Source organism: Leuconostoc kimchii IMSNU 11154 (assembly GCF_000092505.1).
Lineage (GTDB): Bacteria > Bacillota > Bacilli > Lactobacillales > Lactobacillaceae > Leuconostoc > Leuconostoc kimchii.
Map to the genome: position 1 here is coordinate 464,384 of NC_014136.1, position 14,123 is coordinate 478,506.

General features: G+C 38.4%; 11 protein-coding genes. 1 reads left to right on the forward strand and 10 read right to left on the reverse strand.

The window, feature by feature from the left end; translation table 11 throughout:
- Nucleotides 1–13: 13 nt before the first annotated feature.
- The 10 genes from priA to pepV all read right to left on the reverse strand — a co-directional run bounded on the left by priA (nt 14) and on the right by pepV (nt 13,691).
- The gene (priA, locus tag LKI_RS02800; protein WP_013102634.1) at nt 14–2,431 is read right to left on the reverse strand and encodes a primosomal protein N'; all 2,418 of its coding nucleotides are present in this window, start codon (nt 2,429–2,431) and stop codon (nt 14–16) included.
- 78 nt (nt 2,432–2,509) lie between these two features.
- The gene (yihA, locus tag LKI_RS02805; protein WP_013102635.1) at nt 2,510–3,094 is read right to left on the reverse strand and encodes a ribosome biogenesis GTP-binding protein YihA/YsxC; all 585 of its coding nucleotides are present in this window, start codon (nt 3,092–3,094) and stop codon (nt 2,510–2,512) included.
- The gene (gene clpX, locus LKI_RS02810) at nt 3,094–4,344 is read right to left on the reverse strand and encodes an ATP-dependent Clp protease ATP-binding subunit ClpX (protein WP_013102636.1); all 1,251 of its coding nucleotides are present in this window, start codon (nt 4,342–4,344) and stop codon (nt 3,094–3,096) included. The genes yihA and clpX overlap by 1 nt, the downstream gene beginning before the upstream one ends.
- 201 nt (nt 4,345–4,545) lie before the next feature.
- A complete protein-coding gene (tig, locus tag LKI_RS02815; protein WP_013102637.1) occupies nt 4,546–5,841 on the reverse strand; it encodes a trigger factor in 1,296 nt (431 codons plus the stop codon).
- A gap of 185 nt (nt 5,842–6,026) precedes the next feature.
- The gene (locus LKI_RS02820; protein ID WP_013102638.1) at nt 6,027–8,597 is read right to left on the reverse strand and encodes a peptidoglycan amidohydrolase family protein; all 2,571 of its coding nucleotides are present in this window, start codon (nt 8,595–8,597) and stop codon (nt 6,027–6,029) included.
- Nucleotides 8,598–8,856: 259 nt separating this feature from the next.
- On the reverse strand, nt 8,857–9,633 hold the full coding sequence (locus LKI_RS02825) for an SDR family NAD(P)-dependent oxidoreductase (RefSeq protein WP_013102639.1): 777 nt from the start codon (nt 9,631–9,633) through the stop codon (nt 8,857–8,859).
- Nucleotides 9,634–9,750: 117 nt separating this feature from the next.
- Complete coding sequence (locus tag LKI_RS02830; protein ID WP_041762724.1) at nt 9,751–10,893, reverse strand: nicotinamide-nucleotide adenylyltransferase; 1,143 nt, start codon at nt 10,891–10,893, stop codon at nt 9,751–9,753.
- 43 nt (nt 10,894–10,936) lie between these two features.
- Nucleotides 10,937–11,704, reverse strand: coding sequence for a nicotinamide riboside transporter PnuC (pnuC, locus tag LKI_RS02835; protein WP_013102641.1), 768 nt, complete (start codon nt 11,702–11,704; stop codon nt 10,937–10,939).
- A 67-nt stretch (nt 11,705–11,771) separates the two neighbouring features.
- Nucleotides 11,772–12,212: a peptide-methionine (R)-S-oxide reductase MsrB gene (gene msrB / locus LKI_RS02840; protein WP_013102642.1), complete on the reverse strand. Its 441-nt coding sequence runs from the start codon at nt 12,210–12,212 to the stop codon at nt 11,772–11,774.
- Nucleotides 12,213–12,272: 60 nt separating this feature from the next.
- Entirely contained in the window at nt 12,273–13,691 is a 1,419-nt protein-coding gene (pepV, locus tag LKI_RS02845; protein WP_013102643.1) for a dipeptidase PepV, read from the reverse strand.
- Between the two features lie 251 nt (nt 13,692–13,942).
- On the opposite strand from pepV, the gene LKI_RS10980 reads away from it, so the two are divergent.
- Nucleotides 13,943–14,113, forward strand: coding sequence for a hypothetical protein (locus LKI_RS10980; protein WP_013102644.1), 171 nt, complete (start codon nt 13,943–13,945; stop codon nt 14,111–14,113).
- The last annotated feature ends 10 nt before the right edge of the window (nt 14,114–14,123 follow it).

Sequence of the window (14,123 nt, forward strand, 5' to 3'; positions counted from 1 at the left end):
TGTCACGCATTTGTTACATAAAAGAAATAGGTTCACGATCAATCGTTAATTGTAACCCATTTTTAGCTTTTTGCGCTCTGTTTTGTAATTCAGTTAATAAATTGTCCATTTCATGTCGTTGCTTGAATTTTAAAATAATTTGAAAATAATAACGATTACGTAATTTTGCAATTGGCTTAGGTGACGGTCCAAGGATGATGACATGCTCATCGGAATGTAATCTTAGCCAACGCGCAACTTGTATCATTTGCTTTGCGGTTTCATTTTCCTCACTATGGCTGGCTTGAATTTGAACAGTGTAATAATATGGCGCATAATTACCAGCATGGCGTACAGCCATTTCTTGTTGATAAAAGCCCTCGTAGTCATGATGTTGTGCATACGTAATGGCATAATGTTGTGGGTTAAAAGTTTGTACTAATACTTCCCCCAATTTCTTTGATCGACCAGCTCGGCCGCTGACTTGTGTTAACAATTGAAATGTTCTTTCGCTTGCATGAAAATCCGGTAATCCCAGGGCCGTATCAGCATTTAATACACCAACTAATGTGACGTCTGGAAAATCAAGTCCTTTTGCAATCATTTGAGTACCTAATAAAATATCGGCTTCATGGTTGCCAAATTTTTGAAGCATGCGATCCATTTGGCCTTTTTTTCGTGTCGTATCTTGGTCCATGCGTATCACGCGAGCATCTGGAAACAATTGATGAAGCTCAGTTTCAACCTTCTCGGTTCCCGTACCATAATAACGAATGCGACTTGAACCACATTGCGCACATTTTGTCGGGATTGGTTCTTCGTGGCCACAGTAATGGCATTTCAAAGTGCGTGAATCCATATGTAAAGTCATCGCTAAATTACAGTTTGGATCACGTGGTACATAGCCACAGTCGCGACACATCACAAAACTTGAAAAGCCACGCCTGTTTAACATCAGTACAGACTGTTCCTGACGATTTAATCGATCAGTTAATTTGTCTTTAAGCTGTTTTGAAAAATTAGTCTCCGGCCCATCTGCTATCATTGTTGTCATATCAACAATTTCAACAACAGGTAGTTTGGCACCACCTGCTCTATGTGTTAACCGTAATAATTCATACACGCCGCGCTGTGCGCGAGCACGGCTTTCAAGTGACGGTGTAGCCGAACCTAGGATGACTGGAATTTGATAATATGCACCGCGCCAAAGCGCTACATCACGTGCATTATATCTTGGATTATCACTCTGTTTGTAAGAAGTTTCATGTTCCTCATCCACAATAATTAGACCAATATTATCTAATGGCGCAAAGACAGCTGAACGTGCACCTACAACGATCTTAACGTCACCACGTTCAATACGACGCCATTCATCATATCGTTCACCATCAGATAAACCTGAATGCAATACGGCAGTTTGCGTGCCAAATCGCGATTTGACACGGCGAACCATTTGCGGCGTTAACGCAATTTCTGGGACTAAAAAAAGTACTGTCTTCCCTTTATTAAAAACATGCTGCGCTGCCTGTAAGTATACTTCTGTTTTGCCAGATCCCGTGATACCCTCTAGTAAAAATGGCTGATAACGCATGCTATCTGCGCTTGATACAATACGCTCAAAAGCTGTTTGTTGTTCTTCATTCAATGCCAGCGGTTGCGTTGGTGCAACGCGAGTTGCTGAAAATGGATCACGAAGCTGTTCTACACGTACTTTTTCTAACCAATTTTTAGACACAGCCTGATTAAGCGTCGCGTCACTTACCGTAATAATTTCCTGTAATTCCTTTTTTACCCACGTTTCACCTAGATGTCCCATAATGAACGACAATAAAATTTTCTGTTTTTTTGCTGATGCCCTAAGCGATTGAGATTCATTTTCTAATAAATCAATCTCATCAGTAAAACGATAGGCTGTCTGCGTTTTTATTTTTGCACGATTAGTCACGTTCACAGAAGCTGTGATACGATGCTCACGCTGTAATTGCGCGAGTTTGGCAATATCCACCTCGCTTAATTCACGCGCGCGATAAATCATATCATCTAAGCCCTTAAATAAACGATCACGTGTATCATCATCAACTTCATCAACGATCTTCAGAACACGTTCATAGTTCGCTTTTAGTGCATTAGGTAACATCATTTGTAGTATTGAAATACGAAACGCAAATGTTTCTTGTGCTAAGTAGTTTGATAAATTCAATAATTCTGTATTCAAAACAGGTGATAAATCTAGCACTCGAGCTATGAAACGTAGTTTTTCATCTTCTAATTCAGTTGTCTCATGTAATCCAACAACAAATCCCATGACATGTCGATGACCAAAAGGCACATCAACACGCATGCCTGGTTTTAACGTCTCACGGACAGCATCTGGCACAATATAGGTGTACGGTTGGTTGGTTTGCATCGTTGGCACATCAACAATGATTTGTGCATATTGCATTTTAGTCATACATTTATTGTATCAAATATATGTCATTTATAAACTTCTCAAGCAAGCAAAAAGGACTGCCTGAACAGTCCTTACATATTACATATGTGCTTCAATCCATTGCCAAACTTGGTCTTTCCCGTATTTTGTTTCCGAAGAAAAGAATTGAAAATCACTATCATCGCTATCAAATCCTAGTACTCGTTTGATATTAGATTCATATTTATTAAACTTACCCTTGGAAATTTTATCAGATTTTGTAGCCACAACTAATATTGGAATATTGTAAAAATGTAGCCATTCGTACATTGAAACATCGTCATCACTAGGCTCGTGTCGCGCATCAACTAAGCTCACAACACCACGCAACTGCTTACGAGAGGTGATATATTCCTCTATCATCCGACCAAATTCTTCACGTTGCTTCTTAGAAACTTTGGCATAACCATAACCTGGTACATCCACAAAGTATAGCTTGTCTTCAACATTATAAAAATTCAACGTCTGAGTTTTACCAGGTTGTGATGATGTTCGAGCAAAATTTTTACGTTGAATTAAAGTATTGGTTAGAGACGACTTACCAACATTTGAGCGACCCACTAAAGCTATTTCTGGTTTACCATCAGTTGGATACTGAGAAGCAGAAACCGCACTCATCACCATATCAACATTGTGTACATCCATTATTTTGTCACCTTTTTTAATTGTAATTCAGGTTGTTCACCAGACACAACACTAGCCCTTGTGATAATAACTTTTGCAACATCATCACGGCTAGGGATATCAAACATGACATCTTTCATGGCTAATTCGATAATTGATCGCAAGCCACGTGCGCCAGTATGACGCTTAATTGCTAATTCTGCCATGGCTTCTAGTGCATCTGGTTGGAATTCCAACACAACATCATCTAAACCAAGTAGTGTTGTATATTGCTTGATCAAGGCATTTTTAGGTTCAGTCAAAATACGTGTTAAATCATCAATTTTTAATTCGTCCAACACTGTAACGATAGGTAAACGACCAATAAATTCTGGAATAAGACCAAACTTAGTCATGTCTTCAGGTTGAACATGTGCCAAAATATTTTCAGAATTTAGAGCAGCCGCATTATCATTGGCATCTGATCCAAACCCTATGACTCGTTCACCTAAACGTTCTTTAATAATCGTATCAATGCCAGCAAAAGCACCACCCACGATGAACAAAATATTGGTGGTATCAACTTGAATCAACTCTTGTTGTGGATGCTTTCGACCACCTTGGGGTGGCACACTAGCAATTGTACCCTCAAGCATTTTCAAAAGCGCTTGCTGCACACCTTCACCTGAAACGTCACGGGTAATTGACACGTTTTCTGATTTTTTAGCAATTTTATCGATTTCATCAACATAAATAATACCGTGTGAAGCCGCTTCAACATCAAAGTTAGCTGATTGAAGCAATTTCAATACAATATTTTCAACATCTTCACCAACATAACCTGCCTCTGTTAACGTTGTCGCATCAGCAATAGCAAATGGCACATCAAGAATACGTGCTAAGCTTTGCGCTAAATAGGTCTTTCCAGACCCCGTTGGTCCGATTAAGGCAATATTTGACTTTTGCAGCTCAACATCTGTTGTTGGCGTGTAATTTTCGTTAATGCGCTTGTAATGATTATAGACTGCCACAGCAAGCGTTTTTTTAGCATCCTCTTGTCCAATCACATAATCATTTAATTCCGCAACAATTTCATGTGGTGTTGGCAAAGATAATGTTTTTGGTACTTGATTAACTGGTAATTCCTCGTCAATAATATTTTTAGCCAAGTCAACACACTCATTACAAATATAAATACCATTGGGCCCAGCAACAATTTTTTTTACTTCACTTGCAGATTTTCCACAAAAACTACAATAAATTTCTTCTTCAAAATCTGGTGTTTTTGCCATATTTTTATCCTTTGAATTTATTTACTAAATGCTTCTTTATAAAATTTAAAATACTATTCCATTCTAACAGATTACACTATGCTTTTAACGACAAATTACTTTTTTAAACGTTATCAGATGACTTATTGTATACAAAAAGTCATCTCCAATAACACTTGGGATGACTTTTCTATACAACTCATTATGATGTTGCGTGATAATTTACTTTGTCTTTGCAGAATCAGTAATCTTTTTAATGACTTCACGCATAGAAATATCATGCTTCAACAATGAATCTGACAAATTAGCGCGTACTTGTGCAGCTTCCATCTTGTACTGTGTTGCTAAGCTTTCAACTTCTGCATTAATTTGATCTTCAGTAGGTTCGATAGCCTCTGCTTTAACAATTGCTTCAAGAACTAAGTTTGTCTTAACACGTGTTGCTGCACCTTCTTCGAATTGCTTATGCAAATCATCTTCAGTTTGACCTGAAATTTGGAAGAACATTTCACGTGAAATACCTTGTTGTTGCAATTGTGCCAAATATTGGTCAATTTGACGGTGAACATCTTCATCAATCATAGCGTCAGGAATTTTATCGCCATCAATTGATGCATTGTCAACTGCTTTTGTAATCACTGCATCTTCAAATGCTGCTTGTGCTGACTCAGCTTTTTCTTCAGACAACTTCTTTGTTGTTTTTTCCTTCAATTCAGCTAACGTTTCAACTTCTTCGTCAACATCCTTAGCAAATTCATCATCTAACTCAGGTAATTCCTTACGCTTCAATTCATGAATTTTAACTTCAAACAATGCTTCCTTGCCAGCAAGATCTGCAGCTTGGTAATCTTCAGGGAATGTCACAGTCACGTTAACATCTTCACCTGATGTATGTCCAACCAATTGTTCCTCAAATCCTGGAATAAATTGACCAGAACCAAGTTCTAATGAAAAGTCGTTAGATTGGCCACCATCAAAATGCTCACCATCAACTGAACCATCAAAATCAATCACAACTGTATCGCCGTTTTCAGCCTTCACAGCTTCTTCTTGCAAAACTAATTCTGCTTGACCATCTTGTAAACGCTTGATTTCAGCATCAACATCAGCATCTGTTACTTCAGTGTCTGCAGCTTCAACCTCAAGGTTCAGATATTCACCTAATTTAACTTCAGGTGCCGTAGCAATTTCGGCCTTCATTGTCCATGCTTCACCCTTATTCATTGACACGGGTTCGATATTAGGACGACCAACTGGTGTAATACCAGCTTCTTCAACAGCTGCTTCATAAGCTGCTGGCAAAACGATATCCATTGTTTCTTGATACAAAGCTTCTTCGCCAAACTTTGAAAAGAAAAGTGCCTTAGTTACTTTACCCTTACGGAAACCAGGGATAGAAACTTCGTTCTTATTGCGTTGGAAAGCCTTTTCCAAACCTTCTTCAACTTGTGCGCGTGAAATTTCAAATTCTAATGTGCCTTGGTTCTTTTGATCCGCAGCTACTGTCCAGTTAGACATTGTAAGTCCTCCAAATGTTTTAAATACCTTTTAATTCTATCTTAAATACCGGTAAATCACAACAATTTTATCTTATTTGTTACAAGTAATTCATCTATTTGTATTAGAATCTCAAATTTCTAGATAGAAAAACACCATAAGCAAACTTTTCCGCTTATGGCGTTTATACAATTAACGATACTTGGTTACTGTGCTAATCGATAAACGTAATAGTAAGGGTACCCATTTCTAGCGGCATACTGATTATATTGTACTTCTTGAACAGCTGTACCTTTTTGACCTTGTGTGATATAGCAAGTTGAAATAAACAATGGATTATCTGCATTATTCGTGATAATTCCAATATGTCCGGCAGCACCGTCACTATGACCTTGCTGTCCCCAAATCACAATATCGCCACGCTTTGACATCCAGCCATCGCGGTCATTATTATCAATGAGTTGGTAAGTGTTGCCCTTTAAATAATCATGGATAGCTTCAGTATTGTACAGCCATGTATAAGGTGTACCACCCGCATCACGAATCGCCTGTACAACAGAACCTGAACAATCAGCTGTACCGTCTGTACCATTACGAGAACCGTACATTGAGTATGTTATTTTCCCTTTGCGACTTTCAAACCAATCAATTAACTTATTTGTATCAACTTTAAAGTTAACTTTGTTGATTTGTAAGTCTGTTTCAAGTACATCTTTGATTACTATACCGTTATTAAGTTTGACTGTGTATTTCCAATTTGACTGTCCGTTTTGAACAGCAGTCGCATCAATGATTTTAACATTTTGCCCAGCATATTTTTTCAAATTATGGTTGCCATTTACTGATTGATCCGCGTTGCTGGTAAGATATACGCTAGCATTCTTTGCATATTTAGCGGCTGCAGGTTTTTTAGGCTTGATTGAATCAGCATCGCCATCCTTGTTGAAATGATAAATGTTATCACCAATAGTTACCGACTGATTACGTACTTGCTTGAAATCAGCACCATAGTACTCAAATCCTGTCGAACTGTACTGACGTAAGCCCTTATAGGCATCACCGTTAGCTTTTAAATAATAATACGTATTACCCGTACGAATATAGCTACTCCGAATTTGCTTATAATTAACGTCATAGTACTCCATGTTTGAGCCATAATGACGTATACCAGTCACCGCATGCCCATTCGCGTCAAAGAACATGAGTGACCTGTTTAACCATGCATAGTTATTGCGTACTTGCTTGAAATTATTATCATAGTATTCAAGCTTGCCATTGACTTTTCGTACACCCTTAATGGCATCACCGTCACCATTGAAATAATAGGTTGTGCCATTCGTTGTGGCATAGTTATGACGCACTTGTTTAAAATCAGTGCCGTAATACTCAAAACCTGTCGAACTATACTGACGTAAGCCCTTATAGGCATCACCGTTAGCTTTCATGTAATAATATGTGTTTCCTGTACGTATATACTTATTACGTATTTGTTTATGATTCGTATCATAATATTCCATGTTTGATCCGTAATGACGTATACCAGTCATCGCATGTCCATTTGCGTCAAAGAACATGAGTGACCCATTTAACCATGTATAGTTATTACGTACTTGTGCATAGTTAGCACCGAAAAATTCTAACTGGCCATTAACTTTCCGCGACCCCTTAAAAGCGTCACCATTTGCAGTCAAATAATATCTTGAACCGCCTACTGTCGCATAATTATTGCGTACTTGCTTGAAATCAGACCCATAGACTTCAACACCACCACTGTAATGTCTCACACCAGTTATCGCGTGTCCGTCACTTGTATCGAAAAACATCAATGAGCCATTTGACCAAACATAACCATACTTCATTTGACCTGACTTAACATCGTAAAATACTGTCTTATGCGCCAGTGTCGTTAATCCTTTTGATTGCACACCACTTTGGTTAAAATGATACCAATACCCTTTAATCTGCTTTTCACCAACAACAGCCGCGCCGTTAACATAGTACTTAGTGGTGCCATTCTCATTCGACCAACCATCCTTATGGACTGGTTTATTCGTATAATGTTGTAAGTCTTGTTCTAAGACTTTGGCTATCACAACGCCATTATCTAAAGTGACCTGATAATAAAAGTTTGATGATAACCTGTGAAAGCGTGTAACCTTAGTAATCGTGCCCCCAATACCACGATAGGCGCTAATATTTTTAGCATCACCATCTTGTGTAGCATCTTTTTTAATCTCAACGCGGTTATTAATCGCAAACGCGCTTGTTTTCACAAACGCAACAACACCTGTTTCTAAAACATTAGACACCACAACACCGTTGTCTAATTTAATGTCATAAGCGTAATTTTCCTTGGCATTTTTTGGTGCAATGACCTTCGTCACAACACCCGATTGGTTATCGTAACCATTCAATTGTGTACCGTTTGATGTCTTTGCCACAACAGTCAAGGCAACCACAGAACCGGTTTTAAATTTAGACTGGGGTATTTGAACGGCACGTGTTGACGGCGTGACATTAGCACTAGTGCTCTGAGTCGAACTCGTAGCGGAAACAGAAGGCTGCGCTGTCACTGATGATGAGCTTGATTTCTTAGTACTTGGTACCTGTGACGATACCGCACTCGAACTCGGAACCGAGGCCACTTTGCTTGACGACTGTGTCGCGACATGCGCTGTACTTTCATCAGCACTAGCCGTAGATAACGTGCCTAAAACACTTCCAATAATTATTGTTGAAACGAGTAATTCTTTGACGTGCAATTTCTTATTTACCACAACAGGAAAATCTCCCTTTCTCCATCTCACATTTAACGTGATTTTTTATAACAATGTATATCATACCATAATGGTTATCCGCTTAAACTTAATTTTTATGACAAATATGATACAAAAAAAGTGCCTAAGCACTTTGGTTTTGTTGCATATAATTTATATTGAACTCGTGTCTCTAGAAGTAAGGTAAATGTTGTCTTGTAATGGTTTAAGCTCCCGTTAAGCTGACACACATCTAAAGAGTATCACAGTAGCCACTTAATTATTGAAACTTAATTCCACCATCAACTGCTAATGATTGGCCTGTAATATAATCAGCTTGATCTGATACTAAGAACGACACATACTTAGCAATGTCTTCTGGTTCTTCACCACGACCAAGTAAAATTCCGTCAATGAAAGCTTGACGTGTTGAACCGAGTGGGACATTCTTACGTTCAGCAAAACGCGCATCGATTTCGTCCCACATTGGTGTCAAAACAATCCCTGGATTGTAGGCATTAACACGAATATTATCAGCAGCTAATTCCTTTGCTGCTGCTTGCATTAATCCACGAGCCGCAAACTTTGTTGCTGAGTAGATACCTAACATTTCAAAGCCTTCCATACCAGCAATTGAAGAAGCTAAAATAATTGTTCCACCCTGCTTGCCATTTTTACGTATGGCTGCCGGCGCTGCTTGAAGTGCCCATATTTGTGATTTTAAATTGATATTTAAAATATTATCAACTTCTGATTCAGGTGTCTCTTCAATTGTATCCACCCAATCCACACCTGCGTTGGCGACAAACGTATCCAGTCGACCATAATTCTCCAAGGCAAATGATACTAAATCAAAATTAGTTTGTCGTGATTGAACATCCCCCACAAAAGCAGCTGCCTCACCACCGGCTGCCTTTATTTTGTCAATAACGGCTATTAACTTACTTTCTGTTCGACCATTAACAACAACAGCATAACCGTCTTGTGCTAACCTTAAAGCGATGCCCTCGCCAATACCTTGTCCGCCACCTGTAACAATTGCTACTTTCTTTGACATGTTATTCTCCTAACTGTTTTGTGAATTAATTAACAATTTAATTGTAGTCGCTTTTTTATCACAAGTCAATACTGAAAAAATAAAAAAACCATCCTTAGACAGTTTTTTTATTTGATATTATAAATGTTTGATATTAAATCCTGTTTTTTCCTGGATAGCTTCTAATGCCTGTAGATAGCGTGCATAATAACCGTATGGGTCTTCATTATCCCCTTTCGCATCAAGTAGCACAACTTTATCCATAAAACCATACTGCTTGATGACACGCATTAATTCATTATGAAACAACCATCTGGATTCATTATCCGCACTGGTCATATTACGGAATCCATCGTTAACATAAGGAGTCACCGGCGGAATAACAAGGATGAGATCGATCAACTCTTCACTAATCGTATTATCAAATAAAGGCTGTAATTGACGATTATCTTCATTACTTAGCCAAAGATTAGCATACACCTTGGTAACCATTGCATCAGTATCAAAAATAGTTAATCCATTATTAGCTGGTGAATTAATTTCTTTAGAATTTGCATCGTATTGCCCTTGAATTAAGCGAATATAATCTTTTACAACTAATTCATTATCACTCACATTTGAGCGTTCTTGATATTCACGTGCATATTCTTCTGAAAATGGTGAGTTACTTGTTCGTGCCAACCGTCTGACCAATGTTGATTTACCAGTTGAGGCAGATCCCATGACCGTCACCTTTTTTGCGAAATGACGTCGAAATACACGATTAATATAATCCCAGTTACCAATAGGGTCTTTCCGAATATCTGTCGCAGATATTTTTAACACGGTACGATCCATTAAACTAACATTAAATTGGCCTGTTTTTGGTAATCGCTTTTCTAATTCTAATTTATATTCAGGCTCTCCCGTGTAAAACGTAATTTTAGCGGCTGGATTAACGACATTTCGTTTAACAGTTTCTACTAGAATGCGTGTCCATTCATTCCACCCAGCAGGCATTTGAGGAATACTATCTTCATTGATATAATCCACTTTAATATCTGTTTCATCGCTAAAAGCCTCACGTAAATAGCGGAAGCGCTTTTCAACAGACAATCCCATTTGATCACCACGATCACCTGTATATCCTGAAGCAATTACAACAACACCATCATTTAATGCGGCCGCTTTATAGATTTCTGCTTGATGACCAACGTGCATTGGTGCTAACGTACCAAAAAAAACGCCAATTTTATCACCTATTAAATCATCTTTATATAGATTTCCCGCAATAGTCCTCATTTTACCACTGTACGTTGCTATCATTAAAATGATAGCTCGTCCCTTATTCTTTCTTTGTTAGTTTGCGCCACTGTATGATTCCATAAATTGCATTCACAGTTAGTGCTAAGTTCATCCCGAGCATAGCAAACGCACTCGGGTCGGCATGACCAGTCCAAGCACGCGCCCATAAAACAATTTCAACAAGGTCAAACAATAACCAAGCATACCAAGACTCGGCTAATTTTGCCGTCTGAAGTATTTGTGCACCCATTGAAATTGTAGTTGTCAAACCATCCATATATGGCTGACGTGAACCAGCCTGCTCTAATATTAACCCAACAATTGCTAAAATCACAATAAATACAGGAACAACAAACAACCATTGTCGGATTGTCATGAATTGTGTTTTAACAACATCTTGATGATCGTTCTCAACATTTTGATCACGACGCATAAAGCCGAGCCAAGCTATCACACCCACAAATTGCATGATAACCCAAAAGGCACTGAGCGCAACTTCACCAAATAACTGTGATTGGAATGCCAATGGCATATACATAGCTGAATATACGAGTCCCCAAAAATAGTTCGTAATTCGTCCCTTAGCTACCAATACAACTGTAATAATGTTCATTAACCCCGTTGCAAGGCCAAACCAATCATAATAGTGACTATGTCCAACGCCAAATCCCCAGACTGTTATCTGTAATAATACTAAGACAATAAATAACGTTGCTTCTGCCAACGTCCAGCCAAACAATAGCTCCTTAATGATATTGCGTGGGTTAAAATATTGCCAAAATCTATTCGTTCGTGAATTCTCCGTCATGTTCACTTCTCCAGAAAGCATTTCTTACATTATAACAAAGAACAGCCCAAAAACTATCACAGTTTTGTTAAGAATTAAACAATTCAAGATATTGTTCATATCCTGCCTGCGCTAATTCATTTTTCGGTATAAACTTTAGACTAGCAGAATTAATGCAATACCTTAAACCACCTTTATCAGCTGGCCCATCAGTAAACAAATGTCCTAAATGTGATTTTGCGTCACGCGAGGTCACCTCCGTACGTGTCATACCAAACGAATGATCAACATGACGATCGATATGTTGATCATCAATTGTTTGTGTGAATGACGGCCAACCACACCCAGCATCATACTTATCTGTTGAGCTAAACAATGGTTCACCACTAACAACATCCACAAAAATACCTTCATCCCACCACTGATCGTATTTACCAGTAAACGGTCTCTCAGTCGCTGCATGTTGTGTTACTTCATATGATTCAGGCGTTAATCGTTCCCGTAGCTCTTTATCCGTATATTTTGCCATGCGTTTATCCTTTTCTATTGGCCAAAAAAGCCAGAACAATCGTTCTGGCTTTTATAGTAGTTACTCATCTAAATTAGTAATTTCAGCAATTGCTTGTGCATAAATTGAAATTGAACGATACAAATCATCTAATAAAGCAAATTCATTCACTTGATGCATCGTATCGGGTGAATCTGGGAATAGTGCCCCAAAAGCGACACCACGTGCCATTAGTCGGCCATAAGTACCACCACCAATAACCTGATCATGCGCTGGTAAGCCAGTCTGTTCATGATACACACGCAAAAGCGTCTTCACGATCGGATCAGTGGGTGCAACATAATGTGGCACTTGCGCATGCCCACCAATAGTTGGTACAACAGACCAACCATCAAGTTTTGATGTCAAGCCTGCAACAATGTCGTCAGGTGTGATACCCTTTGGATAACGGAAATTAAAATTGATGAAAGCTTGCTCACCGGCAACAAACTTTTGAATGCCGACATTCATAGACAAAGCACCCATGACATCATCTGTGTAATTCACGCCGAATTTTTTACCAATCGTATCTTGATGCGCGGGTGTCCCTAAATAAGTCACAAATGATTTTGCTGTACCACCAAAATTAAGTGTCTGCAAAAAATTAGCTAAGTAAGTTCCTGCATTTTTACCAGTTTCAGGCATAGCACCGTGAACTTGCTTACCATTTAGAACAAATTTAATGTCATTGCCAGTCGTATCAGTTGTGCCTGATATTTCAGAATTGTCAGTTAAGAATGTTTGAAATGCTGCAACAATTTGATTGACGTCATCTGTCTGCACTGTTGCTCTAGCAACACCAGGAACCATGTTCGTTCTAAGTCCAGATTCAAAAGCAAGTAATTGATCAGCGTCACCATTTGTGGCATCGCCATCAAGGACAACCTGAACATTTCCTTTTTCACCGTTAATGATTGGATACTCTGCATCTGGTGAAAAACCAAAGACAGGTGCTGGTTCAACCTCAAAATAACGTGTCATGCCCAACCAATCATTTTCTTCATCTGTGCCAAAAATCAAACGAACACGTCGCTTTAACGGCACATTTAAATCTGATAAGATTTTAAAAGCATAATAGGCAGCCATTCCTGGCCCCTTATCATCTGATGCACCACGTGCAATAATTTTGTCTTCAGTCACTACTGGCACGAAAGGTTCTGTATGCCAATCCTCGCCAGCAGGCATCACATCAACATGGGCTAATATAGCAACGTATTCATCAGCATCTTTTGGCCCAATTTCAATATATCCAACAATATTATCAATATTTTTGGTTGTAAATCCATCGCGTTCAGCAATAGATAATACCTTAAGTAGTGCTTCTGTAGGTCCTGGTCCTAGCGGTGCATCTTTTGTTGCTTTTGAATCATCACGAACTGATTCGATAGCTAACAACGATTTCAAATCTTCAATATAAGCGACTTGACGCGAAGCTGTCTCTTTTTGCCAATCAATTGTCATGTTTTTAGAAAACCTTTCATTATTTAATATACTTCTCATTATACTGTTTGTTGCTATTATAGCAAGTAAAACAATTATTTTAAAATTGATACATAAATCATGACACAGATTGTAAAACATCACATAATCATATAAAATTAATGGTATGTAGCTCAGTGGTAATCAAATATCATTGAACGATGCACAATACGGGAACATTCAAATAAATATGTTTTGAAAATATAACTCACGTATTATTAAGGATACTACTTATGAATAAGACAACACTTTATGCGACACTCATCGCCATTATATTGATGTTCGTTTCTCTGGTTAGTTGGATTGTCGAACAAATGACTTTCGCAATACTTGCTGCTAATTTAGGCCTACTTATTTTAGCAGTCACAACACTTTGGGTTAACCGCAATCATTTAACACATTAAAACTTACCAT